Annotated in this window: 25 protein-coding genes; 7 read left to right on the top strand and 18 right to left on the bottom strand. The window is 60.2% G+C overall.

Annotation, left to right across the window (positions count from 1 at the left end):
- Positions 1–19 precede the first annotated feature (19 nt).
- Genes lnt through ybeY form a run of 3 tightly spaced genes read right to left on the bottom strand, consistent with a single transcriptional unit; the run spans position 20 to position 2,945 of the window.
- Positions 20–1,516: an apolipoprotein N-acyltransferase gene (gene lnt / locus Q1A89_RS19995; protein ID WP_299732718.1), complete on the bottom strand. Its 1,497-nt coding sequence runs from the start codon at positions 1,514–1,516 to the stop codon at positions 20–22.
- On the bottom strand, positions 1,513–2,400 hold the full coding sequence (locus Q1A89_RS19990) for a hemolysin family protein (RefSeq protein WP_299732715.1): 888 nt from the start codon (positions 2,398–2,400) through the stop codon (positions 1,513–1,515). The genes lnt and Q1A89_RS19990 overlap by 4 nt, the downstream gene beginning before the upstream one ends.
- A 53-nt stretch (positions 2,401–2,453) precedes the next feature.
- Entirely contained in the window at positions 2,454–2,945 is a 492-nt protein-coding gene (ybeY, locus tag Q1A89_RS19985; RefSeq protein ID WP_299732713.1) for an rRNA maturation RNase YbeY, read from the bottom strand.
- 249 nt (positions 2,946–3,194) lie between these two features.
- Here ybeY and Q1A89_RS19980 point away from each other — a divergent pair, with 249 nt between their 5' ends.
- The gene (locus tag Q1A89_RS19980; RefSeq protein WP_299732710.1) at positions 3,195–3,971 is read left to right on the top strand and encodes a VPLPA-CTERM sorting domain-containing protein; all 777 of its coding nucleotides are present in this window, start codon (positions 3,195–3,197) and stop codon (positions 3,969–3,971) included.
- A 60-nt stretch (positions 3,972–4,031) separates the two neighbouring features.
- Here the strand turns inward: Q1A89_RS19980 and Q1A89_RS19975 are convergent, their stop codons facing one another.
- The 4 genes from Q1A89_RS19975 to miaB form a co-directional block, all read right to left on the bottom strand.
- Positions 4,032–5,030 carry a PhoH family protein gene (locus Q1A89_RS19975; RefSeq protein WP_299732707.1) on the bottom strand — a complete coding sequence of 333 codons (999 nt, stop codon included), beginning with the start codon at positions 5,028–5,030 and terminating at the stop codon, positions 4,032–4,034.
- A 127-nt stretch (positions 5,031–5,157) separates the two neighbouring features.
- The gene (locus tag Q1A89_RS19970; RefSeq protein ID WP_299732704.1) at positions 5,158–5,595 is read right to left on the bottom strand and encodes a hypothetical protein; all 438 of its coding nucleotides are present in this window, start codon (positions 5,593–5,595) and stop codon (positions 5,158–5,160) included.
- 2 nt (positions 5,596–5,597) lie between these two features.
- Positions 5,598–6,167 (bottom strand): OmpA family protein, encoded by a 570-nt coding sequence (locus tag Q1A89_RS19965; protein WP_299732701.1) that lies wholly within the window; start codon positions 6,165–6,167, stop codon positions 5,598–5,600.
- Positions 6,168–6,393: 226 nt separating this feature from the next.
- A complete protein-coding gene (gene miaB, locus Q1A89_RS19960) occupies positions 6,394–7,722 on the bottom strand; it encodes a tRNA (N6-isopentenyl adenosine(37)-C2)-methylthiotransferase MiaB (RefSeq protein WP_299732698.1) in 1,329 nt (442 codons plus the stop codon).
- Between the two features lie 117 nt (positions 7,723–7,839).
- Here miaB and Q1A89_RS19955 point away from each other — a divergent pair, with 117 nt between their 5' ends.
- Positions 7,840–8,706: a hypothetical protein gene (locus Q1A89_RS19955; RefSeq protein ID WP_299732844.1), complete on the top strand. Its 867-nt coding sequence runs from the start codon at positions 7,840–7,842 to the stop codon at positions 8,704–8,706.
- A gap of 129 nt (positions 8,707–8,835) precedes the next feature.
- Positions 8,836–9,357: a GNAT family N-acetyltransferase gene (locus Q1A89_RS19950; protein WP_299732695.1), complete on the top strand. Its 522-nt coding sequence runs from the start codon at positions 8,836–8,838 to the stop codon at positions 9,355–9,357.
- Between the two features lie 215 nt (positions 9,358–9,572).
- Here Q1A89_RS19950 and Q1A89_RS19945 read toward each other — a convergent pair whose 3' ends face one another.
- A complete protein-coding gene (locus Q1A89_RS19945) occupies positions 9,573–10,241 on the bottom strand; it encodes a VPLPA-CTERM sorting domain-containing protein (RefSeq protein ID WP_299732692.1) in 669 nt (222 codons plus the stop codon).
- A gap of 521 nt (positions 10,242–10,762) precedes the next feature.
- On the opposite strand from Q1A89_RS19945, the gene Q1A89_RS19940 reads away from it, so the two are divergent.
- On the top strand, positions 10,763–11,683 hold the full coding sequence (locus Q1A89_RS19940) for a LysR family transcriptional regulator (RefSeq protein WP_299732689.1): 921 nt from the start codon (positions 10,763–10,765) through the stop codon (positions 11,681–11,683).
- Positions 11,684–11,691: 8 nt separating this feature from the next.
- Here Q1A89_RS19940 and Q1A89_RS19935 read toward each other — a convergent pair whose 3' ends face one another.
- From Q1A89_RS19935 to irrA, 5 genes are all read right to left on the bottom strand, one after another.
- Positions 11,692–13,062, bottom strand: a complete 1,371-nt coding sequence (locus Q1A89_RS19935; RefSeq protein ID WP_299732686.1) for an HlyD family type I secretion periplasmic adaptor subunit — start codon at positions 13,060–13,062, stop codon at positions 11,692–11,694.
- The gene (locus Q1A89_RS19930; protein WP_299732683.1) at positions 13,059–14,804 is read right to left on the bottom strand and encodes a type I secretion system permease/ATPase; all 1,746 of its coding nucleotides are present in this window, start codon (positions 14,802–14,804) and stop codon (positions 13,059–13,061) included. The genes Q1A89_RS19935 and Q1A89_RS19930 overlap by 4 nt, the downstream gene beginning before the upstream one ends.
- Positions 14,805–14,868: 64 nt before the next feature.
- Positions 14,869–18,012, bottom strand: coding sequence for a CHRD domain-containing protein (locus Q1A89_RS19925; RefSeq protein ID WP_299732680.1), 3,144 nt, complete (start codon positions 18,010–18,012; stop codon positions 14,869–14,871).
- Between the two features lie 460 nt (positions 18,013–18,472).
- Positions 18,473–19,252, bottom strand: a complete 780-nt coding sequence (locus Q1A89_RS19920; protein ID WP_299732677.1) for a phytanoyl-CoA dioxygenase family protein — start codon at positions 19,250–19,252, stop codon at positions 18,473–18,475.
- A gap of 4 nt (positions 19,253–19,256) precedes the next feature.
- Positions 19,257–19,676 carry an iron response transcriptional regulator IrrA gene (gene irrA / locus Q1A89_RS19915; RefSeq protein WP_299732841.1) on the bottom strand — a complete coding sequence of 140 codons (420 nt, stop codon included), beginning with the start codon at positions 19,674–19,676 and terminating at the stop codon, positions 19,257–19,259.
- 192 nt (positions 19,677–19,868) lie between these two features.
- On the opposite strand from irrA, the gene fabA reads away from it, so the two are divergent.
- Entirely contained in the window at positions 19,869–20,378 is a 510-nt protein-coding gene (gene fabA / locus Q1A89_RS19910; protein ID WP_299732673.1) for a bifunctional 3-hydroxydecanoyl-ACP dehydratase/trans-2-decenoyl-ACP isomerase, read from the top strand.
- A 111-nt stretch (positions 20,379–20,489) separates the two neighbouring features.
- Here the strand turns inward: fabA and Q1A89_RS19905 are convergent, their stop codons facing one another.
- The 5 genes from Q1A89_RS19905 to Q1A89_RS19885 all read right to left on the bottom strand — a co-directional run bounded on the left by Q1A89_RS19905 (position 20,490) and on the right by Q1A89_RS19885 (position 22,934).
- On the bottom strand, positions 20,490–20,969 hold the full coding sequence (locus Q1A89_RS19905; RefSeq protein ID WP_299732670.1) for a hypothetical protein: 480 nt from the start codon (positions 20,967–20,969) through the stop codon (positions 20,490–20,492).
- Between the two features lie 121 nt (positions 20,970–21,090).
- The gene (locus Q1A89_RS19900) at positions 21,091–21,528 is read right to left on the bottom strand and encodes a YeeE/YedE family protein (protein WP_299732669.1); all 438 of its coding nucleotides are present in this window, start codon (positions 21,526–21,528) and stop codon (positions 21,091–21,093) included.
- Between the two features lie 2 nt (positions 21,529–21,530).
- Positions 21,531–21,962, bottom strand: a complete 432-nt coding sequence (locus Q1A89_RS19895) for a YeeE/YedE thiosulfate transporter family protein (protein WP_299732667.1) — start codon at positions 21,960–21,962, stop codon at positions 21,531–21,533.
- Positions 21,963–21,965: 3 nt separating this feature from the next.
- Entirely contained in the window at positions 21,966–22,178 is a 213-nt protein-coding gene (locus Q1A89_RS19890; protein WP_299732663.1) for a DUF2892 domain-containing protein, read from the bottom strand.
- Positions 22,179–22,265: 87 nt separating this feature from the next.
- Positions 22,266–22,934 carry a Crp/Fnr family transcriptional regulator gene (locus Q1A89_RS19885; RefSeq protein ID WP_299732660.1) on the bottom strand — a complete coding sequence of 223 codons (669 nt, stop codon included), beginning with the start codon at positions 22,932–22,934 and terminating at the stop codon, positions 22,266–22,268.
- A 119-nt stretch (positions 22,935–23,053) separates the two neighbouring features.
- Here Q1A89_RS19885 and Q1A89_RS19880 point away from each other — a divergent pair, with 119 nt between their 5' ends.
- Both Q1A89_RS19880 and Q1A89_RS19875 read left to right on the top strand, forming a co-directional pair.
- Positions 23,054–23,560 (top strand): hypothetical protein, encoded by a 507-nt coding sequence (locus Q1A89_RS19880; RefSeq protein WP_299732657.1) that lies wholly within the window; start codon positions 23,054–23,056, stop codon positions 23,558–23,560.
- 64 nt (positions 23,561–23,624) lie between these two features.
- On the top strand, positions 23,625–24,332 hold the full coding sequence (locus tag Q1A89_RS19875; RefSeq protein WP_299732654.1) for an ABC transporter ATP-binding protein: 708 nt from the start codon (positions 23,625–23,627) through the stop codon (positions 24,330–24,332).
- The last annotated feature ends 3 nt before the right edge of the window (positions 24,333–24,335 follow it).

The following is a 24,335-nucleotide window of genomic DNA, read 5'->3' as shown; positions in this document are numbered from 1 at the left end:
CGCGCCCGGCCTGTTCGCGTCAATGCCTGAGCGGTCGCGCGGTGCGCGCCCTTCGCAACAGGGCCACCAAAACGCCGCCAAGCAGGACAATGGCCCAAGGCAGATCACCCGTGCGGGCATAAAGGGTCGCCGCATCCGGGCTGGGCAATGCGGCATCCAGATAGCCTGCGGTGTTCAGCCCAAGGGCGGCGGTGATGCGTCCGCGCGGGTCGATCACCGCCGAAATGCCTGTATTGGCTGCGCGCACCATGGGCAGCCCCTGTTCGATGGCCCGCATCCGCGCTTGCGCGAGGTGCTGCTGCGGCCCCGAACGCGCCCCGAACCACGCATCATTGGTGAGTTGCATCAAAAAGCTTGGCCGTTCCGGCGCACCGCTCACATCGTGGGCAAAGACCGCCTCGTAACAGATCAGCGGCAGCGCCGTGCCCAATGCGCCGAAATCGAGCAATTGCGGCCCCGGCCCTGCGGCATAGCCGCCCTCGGCCCGCGCTGCCAATCCGCCGATTTCGATCCGGCGAAACAGCCACTCTGCGGGCATGTATTCGCCAAAGGGCACAAGGTGGTGCTTGTCATAGCTTTGCACGATCTGCCCGGTGTCATCGAGCACGACGAGGCTGTTGAAATAGTCCGCCTCCGAGCGGCGCTGAATGCCGAGCACAACAGGCACCCCGCCCGCCGCTTCGCCAATCACGTCAAAGACCACTTGCGCGTTTTCGGCCAGATAAGGCAGCGCGGTTTCCGGCCAGATGATCAGATCGGGCGCGCCCGGTGCGGCGGTATATCCGATCTGGCGATCCACAAAGAGCGGGATCTTTTCCGGGTCCCATTTCTCATCTTGCGGGGCATTGGGCTGGATCAGTCGTATAATGTGCCCGGTTTCGGGCATCGGGCGATCCGACACGGGGAGCAGGGAAAGGGCGGCGACAGCGATGATCGGTGCACTCCATAGTGCCCTGCCCGTGGGCACCGACATCAGCGCGGCGACAAAACCCATCAGTACCAGCGTCAGCCCATGTGGGCCCAGCCACGCCAGCCCCTGCCGCGCCCACACGTCAATCAGAGCCTGTACAGGCGTGGCCCAGGGAAAGCCGGTGAAGACATAGGCGCGCAGCATCTCGGCACCCGCCCATGTCAGCGCCAGCATCCAAGGACGGCCGCCCAACCAACGTGCGAGAGCCAGTGCGCCCGCCCAGAAACTGCCCAAAAGCAGGGCCAGCAAAATCAGCGCAAAGGGAGCCATCCAGCCCGTGGTTGCGGCATCAACCTGAAACGGCTCAGTGATCCAACTCAGCGTCAGCGCGAAATAGCCAAGGCCAAGCGCCCATCCGTTCAGCAAGGCCGTGCGCACACTGGCAGAGGCGCCAAGCAACACGAAACCCGCCAAAAGCGGGACAAAGATCACGGCAGCAAATGAAAACGGCGCATGGGCAAGCGCCCCGCAAGCCCCCAAAGCAATCGCCAGCACAAGGCCAGCCCAGCGCGGCAGGGCCGTAATGCGGGCCACCACAGGGATCATTCCCCGGCGTCCCGCCCCTGAAGTCGCACGCGCAGCCGCTTGATCCGGCGCGGGTCGGCGTCGATCACTTCGAATTCCGGCCCATCCGGGTGCAGCACAACTTCGCCGCGCCCCGGCACACGGCCCGCCAGCATAAAGACAAGACCCCCGAGGGTTTCGATCTCTTCCTCGTCCACGTCATCATGGGTGGTCAGCGATATGCCGATTTCGGCCTCGAATTCGTCCAGCGGGGTCTTGGCCAGCGCCAGGTAGCAGCCGGTCTTTTCGCGGGTGAACATCACATCGTCTTCGACATCGTGTTCATCCTCGATCTCGCCGACAACCTGTTCGATCAGGTCCTCGATGGTGACCAGCCCGTCCACCCCGCCGTATTCGTCGATCACCAGCGCCATGTGACGCCGTTCGGTCTGCATCTTGGTCAAGAGCACGCCGATGGTCATCGAGGGTGGCACAAAGACCAGCGGGCGCAATCCTGCGCGCAGATCGAAATCCTTGCCGCCACCATTAAAGCCGTAGTTGAGCGCGATGTCCTTGAGGTGGGCAAAACCGATGGGTGAATCCAGCGTGCCCTCGAATACCGGCAGGCGGGTCAGCCCGCTTTCCTTGAACTTGTCGACCAGTTCCTCAAGCGAAATGGTGTCGGGCACGGCGGTGATGTCGGCCGTCGGAACCGCTACATCCTCGACCCGCATGCGACGCAGGTTGATCATGCCGTGGGCTTGCGGGCGTGGGCTGGACTGGGTCTCTTCCTCGACCGTCACCTCGGATGGGGAAAGCGCACCAATAACGCGTGCGAAAAAGCCACCATTCTGGACAGGTATGTCCGTGTCATTGTCTGACTGCGCGCGGGGCGCTGCGCCAGACGATCCGTCGTTTTCGCCCATTGGCTCCTGTCCAGTTCACTGAGAGCCCAAAGGCGGGCCCCCTTTTGATCACCTCAATATGGGTCAGGGACCCCCATGATGCCAAGTAGTTTGACCTCAAGTGCTTCCATACGCGTGGCGTCAAGGTCACGGATATGGTCATAGCCCAGCAAGTGTAAAGTCCCATGCACAATGAGATGCGTCACATGATCGCGCATCGGCTTGCCCTGTCCGGCGGCTTCGAGCGCACAGGTGTCATAGGCGATCGCGATGTCGCCAAGGCTGATTGTACCGTCCGGGTCGGGTGTCGGGGCATGGGGCGGTGCGCCCTCGATGTCAGGGCTCAGATCCTCTTCCGGCCAACTCAGCACGTTTGTGGGGGTGGGTTTGCCCCGAAAATCTGCGTTCAGCGTTGCGATAAGCGCATCGTCACAGCCAAGGATCGCGACCTCAACCCGGGCAGGGTCAAGATCAAGCCCGCGCAAGGTTGTCGCAACCGCCTGTTCGGCCACTGCCGCAAGGCCGAAAGCGTCCCAGCGCGCATCATCAGGAATCACATCAATCATGGCTGCGCATACCGCGCCTCGGGCCGAAAGTCAGTGGGGTGAGCGGCATCAATCCACACAAGGTGAGTGGCATCAATCCACACAAACGGCAGCATATTGTTTCGCCATTCGCCTCTATTCGGGGAACGACTATCGCTATGGTAGAAAGACGCCAGAAAATGTGGCGGAATCGAGAATTCACTGTGGCGACTTCCGTAAACGATTGATAAAAGTTAATTTGAATTGAGAGATCTATATTGGAGTTCGATAATGATGAAAAAGCTTATTGCAATGACGACCACTGCTGTCTTGCTCGCGGGCGCGGCGCATGCAGCTCCCGTTGATTTGACGGGCTGGGCCGAAAACGGTCTTCCAAATAATGGCGCCGGCACGTGGACCGTTCAGACGGGCAACGACTCGGTGATCCAGTCGCAAAACGGCAATCCGACGGTTTTCTACGATGCAACCGTCGCGGGTGCCAACGCCCAAGGCAAACAGCTCAGCGGGTCGATCGAAGTTCTCACCGGCGGTGACGATGATTTCATCGGCTTTGTGCTTGGGTATCAGGCTAACGAGATCAACAGCACCAACGCCGATTTCTGGCTGATCGACTGGAAACAGAATGACCAGAACCCGGCCGTTGACGGCCTTGCGCTTAGCCATGTTTCTGGCGATCTGACCGGCACAAGCGGCTCAGGCACAGGCGGTTGGTGGAACCACGCCGCGCCGATCAACGAAGTGGCGCGCGGAACCAACCTTGGGTCGACCGGCTGGAACGATCTGCAAGAGTACAACTTCGATCTGACTTTCACCAACAACCTCATCGAGGTCTTTGTCGATGGCGTTCTCGAAATCAGCTATTCGTCGGCCACCCACGGAAGCCTGTTCACCGATGGTGCGTTCGGCTTTTACAACTTCTCGCAGTCGCAAGTGAAGTATGCCGGGATCACCGAAGACGTGCTGCCACCCGTGCCACTGCCAGCAGGTCTGCCCCTGCTGCTGGCCGGTCTGGGTGCCTTTGGCCTTGTGTGTCGCCGCAACGCCTGAGCGATCTGAGACTATGAGATTGAAACGGACGCCTCGCAGGGCGTCCGTTTTCGTTTGGGCTCAGCTTGCCTCGGTATCCGCCTCGTAGGCTTCGATGATGGCTGCGACCAGCGGGTGGCGCACAACGTCCTTGGACGTGAAGTAGTTAAAGCTGATCTTGGGCACCGATTTCAGCAATCGTTCCGCATCCCACAACCCCGATGGTACGCCACGTGGCAAGTCGATCTGCGTGCGGTCCCCGGTGATGACCATGCGCGACCCCTCGCCCAGCCGGGTCAGAAACATCTTCATCTGCATCGTGGTGGCGTTCTGCGCCTCATCCAGCACCACGTAGGCGTTCGACAGCGTACGTCCGCGCATGAACGCAAGCGGCGCAATCTCGATGGTCTTTTCCTCTTTCAGCTTGGCCAATTGCTTGCCCGGCAGAAAGTCGTTCAGCGCGTCGTAAAGAGGCTGCATATAGGGATCGACCTTTTCCTCCTGCGTGCCGGGCAGAAAGCCAAGGCGCTCGCCCGCCTCGACCGCAGGGCGGCAGAGGATGATCTTGTCCACGTGGCCCTGAATGAACATCGACACGCCAACGGCCACGGCCAGATAGGTCTTGCCCGTGCCCGCTGGTCCGATGCCAAAGGCCAGTTCATTGTCAAAGAGCGACTGCACATAGGCCTTCTGGGCGTCCGTGCGCGGTTCGACCAGCTTTTTGCGGGTCTTGATCTCGATCCGGTTGCCGACGGGCATTTCCAACTGGTCACCATCATGGGTGCCGGTGTCCTGTTCCGACCCGCCCATGCGCAATTCGCGGTCCACATCCGCCGGTGCGACCTCTTTGCCGCCTTCAAGGCGCAGATACAGGGCCTGAAGAACCTCTTTGGCGCGGGTCTGGGCCATCTCGTCGCCCAATAGAACCAACACATTGCCACGTCTGACGATCTGGATATCCAGTGCAGTTTCTATGGCGGTGAGGTGCCCGTCATAGGGTCCGCAAAGATCGATCAACAGTCTGTTGTCGGGAAATTCAAGCAGAGCTTCGGTCGCAGTGACAGTGCTCAAGTGATGCATCCTTTCTGGTGAGTCTCGGGGATGGTGCCAAGCCTGTGCGGCAGCAGCAAGGCATGCGGGCGGAAAACAACAAAAAAACCGCGCGAGACAGTCTCGCGCGGCTCATTTTTTGGATCACTCCGCAAAGTCAGTTGTGCGGTGTTTCAACGGGGTGAACAACATGGCCATGGCCCTTTGTTTGACGCACAACAACCTGTTCGGTGCGCACATTGGCCGGACGACGTGGCACGCGATCCCGCACACCCTGTGTCCCTGAGCGATATGGCCCAAGCACGGTGCCCGGTGCCGCCGCGGCACTACAGACCGGCAGGCCCGACACTGGATCAAGACGGTTCGACGCACGCGCCTCGACCCCGTCGTCGATATACCATGTCTGACAACCGTCTGGCGTGATCGCGATCCCTGCATTGTCATTGCGTGACGCCGTGGAATCGATGCCCCGGTCTGCTGCGATGGCGATATAGTCATCCGGGCCGGAATAGGCCTTGAGGCCCGTGCCTGGTTCTGCGCAGGCAGACAACAGACCCGCGGCCATGACGAGCGGAATAATTGTTTTGTGAGCCATGTTTACCACCTGTAGCAGATTACTTCGACGCGCCGGTTTTTCTTCATCCCGGCTGCCGTTGAGTTGGATGCCCGTGGGCGGGTCTCGCCGAACCCGATCTCACGCTCGATCACGGCCCCTACAGAGCGGCCAACATTGGCCACAGAGCGGGCGCGATGTTCGGACAGCGTCTGGTTATAGGCGTTGGAAGCCCGGCTGTCGGTGTGGCCATAGACGGCGTATCCGAACACGCCATTCTGGGAAAAGACCTTGCGCAGCTTTTCACGCGCACCGGCATTCAGTTTCGAGCTGTCGGTGGCAAACATCGTGTCGGAATCCCCGACAAAGCATGTGTTCTGACGCACACAGACCGGCTTGCCCGATTTCGGGTCCAGACGGTTCACCTGCACCTGCTCAATGCCACCATCAGCCATCCAGTGCATACACCCGTCGGGGTCAATCCAAATCCCCCACTGAATGCGACCGGACTGCTCGCCCCGCGCGACGTCTTGTGCGGATGCACTTTCGCTCAGCATGCCAAGCCCGCAGGCCAGCGCCAATGCGAATTTGAGCATCCCATTTTTTCTTAACATGAACTGACCCCCTTCACCGGAGCGCCCGCTTTTTCCTATGCGCGGGCACATCACTATGTGTTTCTGCGTTCAGGTGTGCCGATATATTGGCAGCACGACACACCCGCCTCATGGCGCAGAGTGTAGCAAAGAAAACGCGACTGTGAAGAGAAAACCACCAGATATCGTGGCTATGTCGAGGGTTTCAACAAAAACGGGCGGTTATCACCCTATTTTGCGGTTTACGTTACGTCCTCACCAAGGTGCCTGCCAAAGAATTGGTCGCAGCCGAGATGATTCTTACCGGAGCGATGTCCCCAACAGAGACGTCCGCATCGTCCACATGGACCGCGTGCAGGTACTCGCTTTTGCCGCCCATCTGGCCCGGCAAGCGCCCCGGTTTTTCAAACAGCACATTGACGGTGCGCCCCACCATGCTCTCCTGGATGGCGCGCTGTTGGCGGGTGATAAGCGCCTGCAGGCGCTGTAACCGGTCGTCCGCCTCGCCGGCATCAACCTGCGCGCGTTCCGCCGCCGGCGTGCCCGGACGGGTCGAGTATTTGAATGAATAGGCATAGCCATAGTTCACCGCCTCAACCAGATCGAGTGTGGCCTGAAAGTCGGCCTCGGTCTCTTCGGGGAAGCCCACGATAAAGTCGCCGGACATCAGGATGTCGGGACGCGCTGTGCGGATACGCTCGATCAGGCGCAGATAGCTTTCTGCGGTGTGGCTGCGGTTCATCCGCTTGAGTATCCTGTCGCTGCCGGATTGGACCGGCAGGTGCAGGTAGGGCATCAGCTTGGAACAGGTGCCGTGCGCCTCGATCAGATCGTCACTCATATCATTGGGGTGGGAGGTGGTGAAGCGGATACGCTCCAGCCCGTCAACCTTGTCCAGATCCCAGATCAGCTTGGCCAGCGTATAGTCCGACCCGTTCGGCCCGGCCCCGTGATAGGCGTTGACGTTCTGACCCAGCAGGGTGATCTCGCGCACGCCGCGTTCGACCAGATCGCGCGCTTCGTCCAGAATGCGCGCGGCGGGGCGGCTGACTTCGGCGCCGCGCGTGTAGGGCACCACGCAGAACGCACAGAACTTGTCGCAACCTTCCTGCACGGTCAGAAACGCGGTTGGACCCCGCGCCGCCTTGGGGCGCGATTTCAGCTTTTCGAATTTGTCTTCTTCGGGAAATTCAGTGTCGAGCGCCTTCTCGCCAGCTCGGGTCCTGGCCTCCATCTCGGGCAGGCGGTGATAACTTTGCGGACCAACAACCAGATCGACCAGCGGTTGGCGGCGCATGATCTCGGCCCCTTCGGCCTGCGCGACGCATCCTGCTACCCCGATCTTGAGTTCCGGCTTTTCGGCCTTGAGACCCTTGAAGCGGCCCAGTTCGGAATAGACCTTTTCGGCAGCCTTTTCGCGGATATGGCAGGTGTTGAGCAGGATCATGTCCGCCTCTTCGGCAGACTTCGTCTCGACATAACCCTGCCCGCCCAGGCTTTCGGCCATACGCTCGCTGTCATAGACATTCATCTGGCAGCCATAGGTCTTGATGAAGAGCTTTTTCGGCGTCGTCATGGGGGGTATCCGGGCTTGGAACAGGTTGGCTGTGCGATCTAGCAGCGGCACGGCTCTCTTGCAATGCGTTGCAGATTAACGGAATGAAAGGGGGTGACCGTCAAGATGCGAAGCCAGATGCACTATCCCGACCTCGCCACCATGATCAAATCGACCGCTGCCGTGCCCCCCCAGGGGCCGATTGCGCTGGTTCTGGTCGAAGATGATGTCGAAGTGGCCACCACCCTGCGCCACCACCAGCATATCGGGTTCAAGTCGCTGATCGCCTGTATGCCGTCCACGTTCAAACTGCCCCGCGATCTTGAGGACACTGTGATCCGCGTCGACTACGACATGGCCGTCCCTGACGCGATGCAGGACGCGGTGAATCTGCTGATCACCGCGCTGCCCGAGGGCACGTGGCTCTACTACTGCTTTAACGCCGAATACCTGTTCCACCCGTTTTGCGAGACGCGGACGGTGGGTGAAATGCTTGCCTTTCACAACGAAGAGCGGCGCGCAGCGATGCTGACCTATGTGATCGACCTTTATGCGGACGATCTGTCGGAGTTTCCCAATGCCGTGGCCCTTGACCGCGCGCATCTGGACCGGTCAGGCTACTACGCGCTGGCCCGTCCCGATGCCAAAGGGCACCCCAAGGAACGCCAGCTTGATTTCTTTGGTGGCTTGCGCTGGCGCTACGAGGAACACGTACCCGCCGCCCGGCGCAAGATAGATCGCATTGCCCTGTTCAAAACCAAACCGGGGCTGAAGCTGCGCCCTGACCACACGTTTTCGGACGAGGAATACAACACCTATGCCTGCAAATGGCACCACAACCTGACAGCCGCCGTCTGCTCGTTCCGCACTGCCAAGGCGCTGAAGCTGAACCCGGGCAGCACCTTTGATATAGACACGTTCAAATGGCACAATTCTGCTCCGTTCGAGTGGCACTCACGGCAGTTGCTGGATCTCGGACTGATGGAACCGGGGCAGTGGTTTTGAGCAATTGATCCGGGCGTGGAGTAGATGTCGCATACTGCGGTCAGTTTGAATGGCATATTTTAGAGATACGCGACAGTTCATTGTTCTGAACTTGCCTGAAACTCAGGTCTGCAACCGGAAAGGCTTCGGATGAACAACCTTACGACCGCGCCGGTGCTGAAGACTGAACGGTTGCTTCTGCGTGGTCCCGAACGGGGCGATCTACCGGAATTCACCCGGTTCATGACCAGTGCCCCGTCGATGCAATCGCAGGGCGAGACGGTTACGGCGGAACAGGCCTGGTTCGGATTTCTGACCGGCATTGGGCATTGGCGTTGGCACGGCTTTGGCTTTTTTACTGTTGTTGATCAAAAGACGGGGCAGCCCGTTGGTCGGGTGGGCCTGATCAAGCATTCGAACTGGCCGGGAATCGAGTTGGCATGGCATCTGTTCGAAGGGGCAGAGGGAAAAGGCTTTGCCACCGAAGCTGCGTTGGCCGTCAAGACATGGGCCCGGGAGGAACTGGGGTTGGATCAGCTCTACAGTTACATTGACTGTGACAATGCGCGTTCAAAGGCTGTTGCAAAGAGGCTTGGCGCTGTCACGGATGGAACGCGGGCCCCGCATGAGCCAGAGGCCGAAGTTTGGGTTCACGCAATGGACGGCGGGTGAGGCATTGCGCATCCGCAATCCGGGTTTTCTTTGATGAATTGTTCACACTAGGCGACAGCGTCCGGGATAATATCTTTCCAAGCAAACTTGCCGGGGTTTTCCGGATCATCCCGTCATAGGGACCCATTCGGGGACAAAAATGTGTTTGGCAGCCCCGAAGGGCTGCCAATCCTTAGAGCGACATTGAGACAAAGCGCGCCGCGCCCAAGCGTTGTTCAGCTCACCTTGCGCCGCCGACGCAACACAGTGCCCGCACCCAGTGCCGAAAGCAGCAAGAGCGCTCCGGCCGGGAGAGGGACCGGCGCAACCGGGCCGGAATTGTCGAAGGTCAGCGAAATGTCGTCGAGGCCATAATCGTTCCCGCCGAAACCCACGCTTTGTTCGACAAAGGCGAGCGCAAAGGTACCCGATGCCGCTGCGGTGAAGGTCGCGCCAAATGACAGAAAGTTTGCGCTGGCAGGCGCAAGCGCGTTAAGGATTTCCGTGCCGCCGAACTGGACGGACAACTGCCCGACGGGCGTGGGCTGCAAGGAAGTGCCGCCCAGCAGGAACGACAGGAAATACTCAACCCCGCCAACCACGGTGATGTCCTGTTCCCAGACCGTCGGCAATGCGCCAGCGACGTTGCCACCATTCACAGCCAGGAACGCGCTGCCCGAACTGGGGGCAAGCCCGAAATAGGTGGTGGTCATCACAGACACGCTCGCCAATCCCGGCGTTGCGCCGTTGGCATTGGTAAAGTCCGTGGAAAAGCCGGTGTTTCCGGCCTCAAAGCCGCCATTCACAACCAGTTCGACCGGGGCGGCAGACGAGGCCGATGCGATTGAGAGTGTCGCGGTCAGAAACGTCGCGTTGCAGAGCAGTTTCAAATTTTTCAAAAACACTATTTGTCCGTCCTAACATTGTTCTCGCTATCGTGCTCAACGGCACGGCAGGGACTATGAAAAGGGCAACTCCAACCGGTCAATTCAATTTCTTTTCCCTTTGCAAAACGAAAATCGATACGTGCAACTTTTGCGAGATCATTGGGATGAGGTTTGAGGGGTGACGTCGAAAATTCTTTCAAAACAAAAGATTATACACCCCTGCAGGTTGAGCCTATGGCAAGACAACCCCTGTTTCTTTGCAAAATGAAAAGACGGGCGACGGCGGTGTTTGCCGCAAGCCGTGCGGCATCTGCCGTTTGGAGATAAAGGCGCGAATCGCGATCACGAACGACGCGCGGGATCGGGGACCGCTGCGGATGAGACGGGCAGCGCCGTTCGGAACTGATTCAAGCCCGCCAAGAAAACAGGCCACCGATCGAGCGCTCGCAAACCGTCGAAGCAACCTGATTGTGAACACAGTTTATTTCTGTCTCTGCAAAATGCCGCTAGTGTCGCGCGAAATTATACGGTGAGCATTTATGAACCTGCGAGATTTGGAATATGCGGCAGCGGTCGCGAAACTGGGAAGCTTCAGCGGGGCCGCCGATATCTGTCACGTGTCCCAGCCCGCCCTGTCCAACCAAATCCGCAAGCTAGAAAAAGAACTGGGTATGGACCTGTTCATTCGCATGAGTGGTGAAACACGGCTGACCGCCTTTGGCCAGCGGGTCGTCGCCATCGCCGAAGAGATGCTGGTGGGCGCGCAACGGATCAAGGACGCCGCAACCGAATTTCGCGACCCCGAAGCGGTGCCGTTTCATATCGGTCTCACGCCGACACTCGCCCCTTATCTGACCAAGTATTTCTCGGAACTGTTCAGCGAGCTGTTTCCGGGCATGCGGGTCACGATGATCGAGGACCTGCCGCAAAACATGCTGCAACAGGTCGAGGATCACACGTTGGATGTGGCGCTTGTTGCGCAACTCAACCACAATCCGACACTGGATTTCACCTCGATCTGGTCCGAGCCTTTGTACCTGGCAGTGCGCAACGGACATCCGCTGGTAACGCTGACCTCCATCCGCCCCGAAGAGGTGCCGGAGCATGATTTCATCCGCTTGCCCCATTCGTTCGGCTATGCGTTGGAGGATCGCCTGCCCACCCCGGACCGGCAGGCGCGCGCAACCAAACGCTTTGATCTGACAGCCCTGCGGTTCGAAACCATTTGCCGCCACATCTGCCATTCGGACGATTGCACGATTGTGTCGGCCCTTGCGGCGGAACAATTCCGCCAGGATGCGTGGCCCTTGTCCTTCATCCCTTTTGAGGCGCCCGGCAATCTGCGCAACCTGGGTGCTGCGTCGCGCAAGAACTGTCCGCGCAAACCGTTGCTCGCCAAGATTGGCGCCTACATCCAGCGCAACCCACCCGAAGGGGTCACGCCTACATTCGAGGCGTGACACTCGGCTCATTCGATGAACGTCCGCGCAAGGCGATCGCTCAGCGGTTGGGCCAGATAGCTGATGACCGTGCGCTCACCGGTGTTGACGAACAGATCGGCGGGCATGCCGGGCACCAGATCCAGTGCCGCGATGTCCTCGGTCTGCTCGCGGTCCAACTTGACCCGCGCAACATAATAGAACTCGCCCGTTCGGTCGTCTTCGAGGCTGTCAGCCGAGATGTTGACAATGCGCCCCTGCGCCTCGGGCACCTCGCCCTGATCAAAAGCAGACAGGCGTACGCGCGATGACTGACCGACATACAGCTTTTCGATGTCTGCCGTGTTCACCCGCGCCTCAACGATCAAGGGCTGGTCCACGGGAACAATGTCGAGGATCGGCATGCCGGGACGCACAACGCCGCCGGCTGTAAAGACGGTCATTTCCACAACGCGCCCGCTGACCGGTGCGGTGATCGCCACGCGCTTCAGCCGCTCGGTTGCGCCGACATATTGCGGCGCCAAAGATGCAAGCGCAGCCTCGACCTGCGCAAGTTCTCCCGACAGGGTCTGGTCACGCAGGGTTTGTGTGCCGACAGCCGCCAGACGCAATTCGTTGATCTGGTTGCGGGCCTGGGTTTCCTGGGTGGCGAGCGTGGCGTCGACCCCATGCAAGCGCTCGACCTCGACCCGGCGCGCATTCACGCGCACAACCGCGACAAGGCCCTTGTCGAGCAAGGTCTGCAAATTGGCCAGTTCCTGCAAGGTGATCTCCAACTGACGGGTGTTAGAATCCCGTTGCGCTTGCAGACCGCCCACTTGATCCTCAAGATTGTCAACCCGTTGTTCCATCAACGCTTTTTCAGCGACGCGCGAGCGATGCTCGACATCAAAGAGCAGTTTTTGGGTGGCATAAGCTGCCGCCCAGTCAGCTTGCTCCATCGCCACCGACAAGGTGGCTGCAACCGCTCCTTCGCTGAAATCAGCGCTGCCCTGCAACTGCGCCAGCAAACGCGCGCGGCGCACCATCAGATCACTCAACTGGCTTTTGATCACGTCCAGATCAACGCCCAGATCGGTGCTGTCGAGTTCGAGCAGTGTCTGCCCCGCCTCGACCAGATCACCATTGCTGACGGCGATGGTGCGTACGATGCCGCCATCCAGATGCTCAACCGTCTTGCGGTTGCCTTCGACCACGAACGAGGCCGGGGCGACCACTGCACCATCGAGTTTCGAGGCCGTGGCCCAATAGGCTGATCCACCGATGAAGCAGGCCACGACGAACAGGCCGAAAAAGATGAAGCCTTTGATGCCGGATCCTGCGGTCTTGGTTTGAATGCGGTTGTAATCTTCAAGCCGCAGAACAGCTTGTGTGGACGGGGCGGTGCGTTCGGGCGTCATTGGACAGCTCCTTTTTCCATACGTGGTTGCGGCGTGCGCGCGGCCAATTGCGAGGCAGGTTTCTGGGCGACCTCGCCGGGTTTGCGCGGGCGCAAGATGTCTTCCTTGTTGCCAAAGCCGGTCTGCGTGCCCTTGCCGAGGGTCAGCACCTTGTTGACCGCTTCCAGCGTGCTGGGACGGTGGGTCATCACAAAGGTGATGGCCCCGCGCGCACTGGCCGCGCGGATCGCGTTGCGCAGGGCCAACTCGCCTTGCCCGTCGAGGTCCGAATTCGGCTCGTCCAGAACCAGCAGGAACGGATCGTCATAAAGCGCGCGCGCCAGCGCGATCCGTTGGCGTTGACCACCCGACAGGTGAAAACCGCTGCCAATCTCGGTTGCGTAGCCATCCGGCAGACCGCTGATCAACCCGTGCACGTCTGCGGCCATGGCGGCCGCCAGCACTTTGCCGTCGTCGATTGAGGTGGAAAACCGCGCGATGTTTTCGCGGATGGTGCCGTCAAACAGCTGCACATCCTGCGGCAGATAGCCGACCAGTTGGCCAAGTTCCTCAGGTTCCCACTTGTCCATGGGTGTCCCGTCAAGGCGAATGGCCCCACGTTGCGGCATCCACACACCGGCCAGCATGCGCGCCAGTGTCGACTTGCCAGAACCGCTGTGACCGATCACGGCCACCACGTCGCCAGCGGACAGGGCAAACCCGATCCCGCTGATGGTCGCGTTCTTGGCCAGCGGTGGTCCGGCCTGCGCGATCGCTGCGTGCAGCGAGATTTGCGGGCGCGGCATCGACAAGCGCTTTTCGGGCTGGGGATAAGTTTCGGACAGGGTGCGCAAGGATTTGTAGGACCCCCGCGCTGCCAGAAACGTCCGCCACTGACCGATCAGCTGGTCGATGGGCGCGAGGGCGCGGGACAGCAGGATAGTGGCGGCGATCATCACACCAGCCGTCGCATCGCCGACCACAGCCAGGGCGGCACCAAGGCCCAGCATGGCGGATTGCAGCGCCATGCGGATGGTTTTGGACACCACCGAAAAGCTCGCGATGCGGTCGGCCACGCGGGTTTTCAGGTGGTGGGCATCATGTTGCAGAGCCGTCCAGCGACGGGCGAGATCACCAGTCATACCCATCGAGTGGACAAGCTCTGCGTTCTGTTCACTTGCGGTGAACAAACTGTCGGACCTGGCGCGCGCTTGCGAGGCGTCTTGCATGACGTCGGCAGAGCGTGCGTTGTTGATCAGGGCCATAATTGTCAAAACCAGCGCGCCCGCGAGGCCAAGCGCGCCGAGATAGGGGTGCAGCATGTAAAGCACCCCAAGATAAAGCGGGATCCAGGGCGCATCGAAAAAGGCGATCAGCGTTGGTCCTGAGATAAAGTCGCGCAGACCGTTCACGTCGGCAGCGGGGTTTTCGGCCTTGGGGCTGTCTTGCACACGGCGTCGTATGGCCGATTGCAGGATGGGGGCGCCAATGGTCAGTTCAAACCGTGCGCCTAGGCGGCCAAGGATGCGCATGCGGATCAGATCCAGCAGGCCGGTGACGACAAAAACGCCACCCAGCAGGATGCTGAGGGCAATCAAAGTGTCCAGATTCTGGCTGGTCAGGACGCGGTCATAGACCTGCAGCATGTAAAGCGGGCCTGCGAGCATGAGAACGTTCAAAATCAGGCTGAAGAAGCCGATGGCGGAAAATCCGGGACGCAGGGCGTTCCATGCGGATTTGACGGAGGATTTTTTCTGAAACATGGGGGTGATCTCTTTGTCAGGGTGAAGAGGTGGCGACATATGCCGCCACCCCGGTGTGTTTCGATCAGGCGATGAAATCGTCGTCGGTCAGGTCTGTGCTGTTGACCCCTTCAAGGCGCACAGAAGCGTCCGAAGAGAAGGTCAGCACCGCGTCGTTTCCGTCCTGGGTGATCTGCGCGCTTTCCGCGAAATCCGGCCCAAAGTCGGAAAAGTCCAACCGGTCCACGCCAACTTCGAAGTCTCCGATAGTGTCGTTGCCAAAGAACCCTTCGAAAGTGAACGTGTCAGACCCTTCGCCGCCCAGCAGCAGGTCGTCGCCGCCCTGACCGTTCAGCAGGTCATCGCCGTCTTCACCGCTCAGGGTGTTGGACTGGTCCGAGCCGACAATGATGTCACCATCGTCCGATCCGATCACGTTCTCGATCGAGCTGAGCACGTCGACTTCGATCTGGTTGTCGATGACATCCGGACCGACAACGCCTGTGGGCGCATTGGCATCGAGGATCCCACCGGCATCCACCAACGTGTCCTGCAGGATTGGGCCGTTCACACCAGCAGGTGCGTTGTGAACGTGGATGGCTGACACGCCACCTGCACCCGGTGTCTGCAGGTCCGCCTCGTTCAGCCCCACAACGCTCAGTTCGGAGGAGTAGATCGCCTCGCCCTGTTCGTTGAAGGTGATGGTGAGGGAGCCTTCGCCTGTGGCTGCACTGTCGGAGGTTGGGCCGGGTTCCTGGCTCGCATCCAGCGATCCTGCAAGCTCGATCACCCGGTCATGGCCTGTCCCGGTGTCGCTGACGATACTCAGCTGACCGCGAATTTCACCGCCCAAGAAGTCACTTGTGTGGATGTTGAAGTAGAGGTTACCCGCTTCGGCCGCTGCGACAAATGCCGCACCATCGCTCACAACCTGATCCGTGACCGACACGTTGAAACCTGTGTCGCGGGTCGCTGTGCCGTTGCCGTTGGGACCAAGGTTGACGTTCACCGCCACATCCAGATCAGAGAAATCTGCCGTGTCGACACCGTCGCCGCCTTCGATGAAGTCATTGCCGAGGCCGCCGACAATCACGTTGTCGCCGCTCCCTGCAATCAGGACATCATCACCTGCGCCGCCATCGACGACACCGTTGATCTGACCGAGGTCCACAACGATGTCGTCTCCGGCACCAAGTAACACATTACCATTTACCACACCTTCGTCATCATTGACGAAAGTCACGTCGCCTGCATCGGTCGCGTCGATGGCGTTCACCGAGCCGGTGATTTCGCCCTCGTTGATGATCGCGCCCAGCAGGTTCAACCCACCATCGATCCGGATACCAGCGGCGGCATCGCTGTCCGAAGACCCGGCGATAACGCCTTCGTTCTGGACCAGACCGGCAAAATTCGCGTCTTCCTGATTGCTGAAGAGACGCAGGCCGTCACCGACCGTGTTGCCGTCAACCGCGTCTCCGCGCCCTTGCAGGATACCTTCGTTGAAGATGGACGCCGATACGACATCACCCGCCACATCACCGGTTTGCAACGACACAGCAGAACCGTTGTTGCCGATGCCCGCATCAACGAGGCCGGTGTTTGTGAATGTGTAGTCGTCCGCCGTGCCATCCGCATAGACGGTCCCGTTGCGCTGGTCGCCGGTGCCAAGGATGGTGCCTGCGTTCTCAACCGAGAGGCCGGTGCCATCAATGTTCAGCGCCCGGCTGTCCGAAGACACGAGGCCCGTGTTGACGAAAGAACCACCCGAGTGATCGCCGGTGCCAAAGTACACACCGTTCTGAACACCTGCGATGGTGCCTTCGTTGCTCAGCGTGCCTTGGAAGTTCACACCGTTCACGACGCGCAGACCGGCCACGGTGCCGTTGGCCCCTTCGGACAGGATCTCGCCTGTGTTGGTGATCGTGGCATCGGTTGTGCCGGAGTTGCCGACATTGCCGATGCGCACACCGTCACCCGCAAGCGGCGTTCCGGCAGCGGCATTGCCACGGCCCTGGATCGTGCCCGAGTTGTCCAGTGTGAACGTGTTGGCCCCGTCTGCGGCGCCGCCGATCTCGACACCAAAACCGGAGCCCTGGTTGCCTTCACCAGCATCGATTGTGCCGCTGGCGATGTTGGTGACAGAAAAGTCGTCAGCCGTACCATCTGCATAGACGGTGCCGTTGCGCTGGTCGGCGGTGCCGAGGATGTCGCCGCCGTTCAGCAGGTCAACGCCCGTGCCGTCGATGTTCACAGCGCGGCTGTCCGACTGGATCGTGCCAAAGTTCAGCACATCCAGATCATGCTCAGCTTCGCCGATGTAAAGGCCGTTGCGCACGCCTTCGATTGTACCGGTCGACGTGTTGAGGATGCGGCCTTCGGCGGCAACACCATCCGCGATCCGGACACCGCCTGCGGTGCCCTGGTTGCTTTCCGATGAGATCAGACCGCTGTTGACGATGTCGGTGTCCGACACAGTGCCGTCAGCGCCGTTGTTGATGCGAATGCCGTCGCCCGCGCCGCCCGTATTGGCCGCTTCCTGGCCACGGCCCTGAATGGTTGCGCCAAAGCCGTTGAAGATGGTGTTGGAAACAACGTCGCCTTCTTCGTCGCCAACCTGCAGCGAGATACCCGCGCCGCTATTCCCCTCGCCTGCGTCGATCGTGCCGCCGGAAAAGTTCGAGATGCTGACATCTTCGGCTGTCGCGTTGGTATAGATCGTGCCGTTGCGCTGGTCATCGGTGCCGATGATGTCGCCAAAGTTGCGAACGCTGATGCCCTCGCCTTCGATCTCAACGGCGCGGCTGTCGGACGAGATGACACCGCCACGGAAGTTGTCGAGTGTGCCGGAGCTGTCCGACCCGCTGAATTCGACGCCGTTCAATTCGCCAGCGATGCTGCCAAAGTTGCGGATGTCGGCGCTGGAGCCGTCAGTGACTTCGATACCGGTGGCCGCGGCGCCATTGGCGTCGATGCTGCCCGAGCGGAAGTTAAAGACCTGAACGTCTTCGGCCTCGACCGACACGGCAGAGGCCGCGTCATTGGTTTCGACCTGACCAAAGTTCAGGAACCGGGCCAGATCGTTGTTCAGGATAAAGGCCGGTGTGTTGTCGACCACAACGCTTTGGAAAAAGCCGTTGGTCAGGGTTTGTCCGTCGCGGACGGTTTCCTGGGCCAGTGACGAGGATGTCAGCAGTCTGGCGCGCAGGCTGGAGAGGATTTCGGATAGCATAGCGAGACTCCGCAAGTGATTAATGCATGGCGAAGATCAAACCGTGGTGCTGGTCTCTCCGCCGTTTCATCAATTGTGGATGCCCCTGTTTATTGGAAATTCCTGCTTTGAATGAGGGCGATAACCTTTGGAAATACTCACGGGGTGCGTGACAATTGTGAGGGCGTGCACCCTGAAAACCAGCGGTTCTTGCGCGCGGCGGCGCAGCGGAGATTTCATTCGATGACGCGCTTTCACGAAAGTGTTGGCGAACTTGAGCAGGGCAAGCGCGTTTTCTGTGGCTCAGGGGCGTGCGGGAGTGGGTCATGGCAGCGCCGCATAACGCTGTGCGGCGGGGTGAAACCCCGCCCTACCGGCGAACCATAGGTTTGAGTCGGAGGTCTGCGCGGCGCCTGAACATCTACATGGTTATCGAACGCTCAAACCGAAACGCCAACTGGTCACGCGTACCTGCACAATCTCACCGCAAGATCGGGAACCAGTCCTCGCGCAGCCGTTGGCCCTGCACCATCCCATGCCCCGGAAAGGGCGGCGATGTTGGGCCGGGCCGCGTCACAAAGCGCGCATCATCGCCCACCAATCGAAGCGAGAACGCGCGCCGCCGCGCGTCGCTTTGATTGCCGCGCGCACCGTGCAGGGTGCGAAAGTGGAAGGCAACAGTGTCACCCGGCTCCATCTCGTATTCCACAATCCGCATGCCCTCGGCCTCAGGGTCGGGCACAGGCATGTAGTCGCCTTCAAAGAACGCCTCTTCGGACACCCAGCGGGTCGGCACCACATCCTTTTCCCACAGATGCGAGCCGGCAACGCAACGTAAAGAGGCCGCGTGCACCGGATCAAGCGGCGACCAGAAGCTGATCGTGTGTTGCCCTTCCACGAAATAATAGGGCGCGTCCTGATGCCAGGGGGTGGCCATGGACGTGCCCGGTTCTTTCACCAGCACGTGGTCATGGAACATCTGCACGGATTGCGACCCCATCAGGGTCGCTGCCACCTCGGCCACGCGCGGATCATGCACGGTAGGGTGAAATTCGGGGATGCGCTGCCAGTTGCAGTAGTCGTCAAAAAACAGACCCGTATCGCCGGGCCGGTCATTGGTCGAAGCATAGGGGCCGGGCTCGGCCATGTTGCGCGCGATACCGGCGCGCAGGCTGTCGATGTGATCGGCAAACAGACCCTTGATCAGAACAACGCCGTCCGCCTGGTAACGCGCCGCGTCCTCATCCGTGACGCGGACCAAGGGCTCAGCCCTTGCGGCGCAGGCGGATCACCACGTCGACAGAGGCGATTTCAGCGCCATCAGGTGCGTCGGGCAATTGTGCGATCACCAACTGGTCCGATGGGGCGTCCGTCAGCTTGGCCTCGTCTTCCCAGAAGAAATGGGGGTGATCGTGGGTGTTGGTGTCAAAGTAGCTTTTGGAACCGTCCACCATGACTTCCTGCATCAGCCCCGCATCGCAGAAGGCGCGCAGGGTGTTGTAGACCGTGGCAAGGGACACGCCGTCGCCTTGCGCCTTGGCGGCCTCGAACAGGCTTTCGGCGGTGACATGGCGGTGCTGACCGTCACCAATCAAGAGCGCGGCAAGGGTCACCCGCTGGCGTGTGGGACGCAGACCTGCGCCTGCCAGCCATGTGGTTCCGACCTCGTGTTGATCCAGTGCCATCGTCATCCTCAACTCTTCGCATAAGCATATAAGGGCGCATGCCCGTGAAATTCAATTGGAAAACGGGTCTCGTTCATTATGCCACAGGCGTGTGACCGCCCTGCCCCGCGCCCTTGCGCACGCAGTCTGCACGGTGCTAGACCGAGCCGGACCCGGCCTGCCGGACAGATGCGCGAAGACAAGAGGCCAAGAATGGCAGACTACCCGACGAGCTTTGACAAAGAGGGCTTGCTGAAATGTGCACGCGGAGAGCTGTTCGGCCCCGGTAACGCACAATTGCCCGCCCCTCCGATGCTGATGATGGACCGTATCACCGATGTGTCCGGTGACGGCGGCGCCCACGGCAAAGGCCACATCACAGCTGAATTCGACATCACTCCCGATCTGTGGTTTTTCGACTGCCACTTTCCCGGCAACCCGATCATGCCCGGCTGTTTGGGTCTGGATGGGCTGTGGCAGCTGACCGGGTTCAACCTCGGCTGGCGCGGCTGGCAGGGGCGCGGCTATGCGCTGGGTGTGGGCGAGGTCAAGCTGAAGGGCATGGTGCGCCCGGACCGCAAGATGCTGACCTACAAAATCGACTTCACCAAAGCCATCCAGACCCGCCGCCTGACCATGGGCGTCGCCGACGGCATCGTCGAGGCGGACGGCGAAGTGATCTATGAAGTCAAGGATATGAAGGTCGCGCTGAGCGAAAGCTGAGACTGACTGCTTTGTCTGCTGGACAAGGCGAACCGGATTTTGGATATTCTACTGTTCCTGAGCAACGCTTGGGATGTGGCTGATAGCATCGGCGTCTGTTTTCGCCACCTTTCACGACGTCTGCGCAAATGTTTCCAGGTAGGTGGGCAACTGACGCTGAGGGTCTGAGGAAGGGCCAAGTAAGGTTGAGGTCCACGCCTCGATCTCGTGCTGCACGATATTCATTTCCCATACGCAGCCAACGATTTCGTCCACGCCATCGTTGAACAGGGTGGGCGCGTCCCACTGCGCCTTGATCTGGCACGCCCGCGCCAGCACGCTGCCCCACTGCCAGTAGAAAATCGGCGAGACCACCGCAGTTTCGGCAAAGTGTATGACCTGAAACCCAACGCCGTGGTTTCCTGTCCCGTTTGCCAAGGACCCGGCCTCGGGCAAACGTTTCAGGGCTTCGGCGGTTGCCGCAGCGGCCACGTCCGCATCAAACTGCCTACCCTCTGCAAGGATCGCATACCGTTTCAGATGCCAGCCCTGATCAACAGCCGGTTCCAGAGGCAAGACATCGCGCTCTTTGAACGGTTTGAGGTGTTCCATTCCGAACTCTTAGGCCATGGCTGAGACGTTGGCCACTTCTACGGCGTTCAGAAGAGCAATAAGATCCGTCGCGACATGTACGGTCGGTGATTGGCGCAGTCGGACAAACCACAAAAAATCGTCACTCGGCAGGCTGCGCGCGGGGCTTGGTCCAATCCATCACGATCCGCGTTGCAAGCATCCCAGCAATCAGTGCCGCCACAAAGACAATCACCCGGCTGTCCAGCGTACCAAGGGCTGGCAGCGCACCGCCCGGGCAGAACCCGGCAATGCCCCAGCCGACTCCGAATATGCCCGCGCCAGCCACGAGCCGCCCGTCCAGTTGCCGATTTGTCGGCACATCAAAGGTGGGCTCGTAAATCGGCGCAGGCCGTTGCATCACCAACCTGTAGCCGATGAAGGTGACGATCAACGCTCCGCCCATCACAAAGGCAAGGCTGGGGTCCCAACGGCCCGCCACATCAAAAAAATTGATCACCTTGGCAGGGTTGGCCATGCCGGACATCGCAATCCCGGTGCCAAACAGCGCGCCGGTCAGAAAGGTCAGAAATGTGCGCATGCTTATCCTCCCCACAGATGGCGGATCACGTAGACCGTCAGCCCCGTGCTCAGCATGAAGGTGGCCGTTGCCGCGAATGAACGGGGCGACAGGCGCGCCATGCCGCAGACCCCGTGACCCGAAGTACAACCGCTGCCCAAGGTTACGCCGACGCCGACCAGACATCCGCCGACAACCAGCAGCGGCGTGGAGGACGGGACATCGATCACAGGCAACGCGCCTGTCAGTGCGCGAAAGATCCACGGCCCGGTGAACATGCCTGCCAGCAGGGCTGCGCGCCATGTCCAGTCGTATCGGCTCGCGGGCCAAATCACGCCCGCCAGGACGCCCGTCGCCCCCATGATACGCCCGCGCAACAGCATCAGGCACACGGCGGCCAGACCGATAAGAACACCCCCCGCCAGGGAGGCCAGTGGTGTAAATGATGTCTCCATCACTCAGAGCTTGCAGGTGGAGATACCGACGATCCGGTAGAGCGGGCAAAACCGGACCAGCGCGGTCAGAACAAGGATCGCACCGACGCCCATGCTGCCATAGGCCAGCGCACCGCTGGACCAGATGGCGGGCATGTTCAACAGGGGCAAAACGATCAGCACAAGGCCTAGGATGGCTCTGATCAGGCGGTCGGGGCGTCCGAGATTGGCAATCATGTTTGGGTCCTTTCCTCTTTTTCAGTTGCATGTTGCGCCAAAGCGGACCAGCCCGTCTGTGATAATGTCACACCGTAGGCCGCGCATTCATGGCGCGTTTGACAAACGTTCGATCGCTGCGGCTTCACGCAACTCAATTGCGCCACGGCTGAGAGCCACCCAACCGCGCCGCTCGAACTCCTTCAACTGGCGCGAAATCACCTCTCGCGCTGTGCCCAATTCGACCGCCAACTGCTGGTGCGTGAGGTGCAGCGTATTGTCCGCATCCTGCAATTCGAGCAATTTTTGAGCCACGCGGATGTCCATGCGTTTGAACGCGATCTCTTCGATCACCATGAACAGATCGGTGATCCGTTTCGAATACGCCTCAAAGACAAAGGCGCGGAACGCCTTGGACACGGACATCAATTCGTCAAAGGTGTCGCGCGGGATCAGGACAGCTTCGACATCCGTCTCGGCGATGCCTTCGGCCGAATAATCCTCGAACGCCAGCAAGCAGGCCGTGGTCAGAACACAGCTTTCGCCAGCATGCACGCGGTAGAGCACAATCTCGCGACCCGCCTCCGAAAGCTGCTGCACGCGCACCGTGCCGGATACCAGAAGCAACAGGTTTTCAGCCGGATGCCCGGGCCCGAATATCGCCACACCTTTGTTGACGGACGCCATCACCGCGCGTTTGTCGAGCAGGTCAGAGACTTCAGCGGACAGACCCGCAAGGCCAGGAAAGTGATGCCGCCATGTGAAATCAGTGAGCATGTCTTGATCCTCGTTGTCGGTGACTTTGCGCGCAATCGGGAGGTGTTGATTGATCTTTATCAAAGGGTCGCACCGTTCCCTGGGCCAAGGTTTGGATGGCAAAAACGAAAGGTCGACCCATGCCCAACACGTCCCCTGATACCTGCGTTGCCTTTTACTCACGCTCTGGTCATTCCAAGCGTCTGGCCACCAAACTGGCCGAGAAATTGAAGGCCGAACAGGTGGAAATCACCGCACCGGCCTATGAGGGGCGGATTTTCGGCTACATGCGCGCAGGTTACGACAGCTTGCGGCAAAACTGCGTGCTTGGGCCGCAATTCTTTTCCACGCTCACCACGTATCGCCATGTCATTCTGGTGGGGCCGGTCTGGACCTCCTACCCTGCCGTGCCGCTGCGCGCCCTGCTGCGGGCGGGCACCAATTTGCCGCAGGCCGTGTCCCTGTTCCTGACCTCGGGCGCGCATTCCCCACCGGAAAAGGCCTACGAAGTTGGCGCATCCGACCTTGGGCGTCCCTTTGTCGCCACTGCCACCTTGCCGAATTCGGCCGAAGGCACCGGAGTGGAGGGCCACACAATTGCGGCGTTTCTATCTGAGCTGGAGGCGCCGGACGCAAAGGCCGTCTAAAATTGAGATCAATCAATTGGCCGCCTGCGACGGCCTCTAAGGGAGGGTGCGACAGGAGAAATTTGTGTCCGACGTTATTTTCAGAACCCAAGGCATCACCAAGGTCTATGACACCGGCGAGGTGAAGGTGTTCGCCTTGGCCGGTGTCGATCTGGAACTCTACAAGGGTGAGTTGGCCGTTTTGCTTGGCCCCTCGGGCAGTGGAAAATCCACCCTTCTGAACATCCTTGGCGGTCTGGATCATGCCACCGATGGGCGTGTCTGGTTTGACGACATTGAACTGACCGATTTGCCCGACCGCGGGCTAACGAAATACCGGCGCGATCACGTCGGCTTCGTGTTCCAGTTCTACAATCTCGTGCCCAGTCTGACCGCGCGGGAAAACGTGCAACTGGTCACCGATGTGGCCCCCAATCCGATGCCCGCCGAAGAGGCGCTGAACCTCGTCGGGCTTGGCAAGCGGATGGACCACTTTCCATCCGAGATGTCTGGCGGCGAGCAACAGCGCGTTGCCATCGCGCGCGCCATTGCCAAGCGCCCGCAAATCCTGCTGTGCGATGAACCCACGGGCGCGCTCGACAGCACCACGGGCGTGCAGGTGCTGGAGGTGCTGCGCGACATCAACGAACGCTTTGGCACGACCACGGTCGTCATCACCCACAACGCCGAAATCCAGCGCATGGCGCATCGGGTGATCTTTTTTCAGGACGGCAAGATCAGCGAAGTCCGTGAGAACGAGACGCGCCTCGCCCCATCCGAGATTGTCTGGTGAGCG

Origin of the sequence: uncultured Tateyamaria sp. (genome assembly GCF_947503045.1) — a bacterium.
In the GTDB taxonomy this organism is placed as follows: Bacteria; Pseudomonadota; Alphaproteobacteria; order Rhodobacterales; family Rhodobacteraceae; genus Tateyamaria.
Note: the sequence above shows the minus strand (reverse complement) of the source record. Positions and strands in the feature narration are given on the sequence as shown.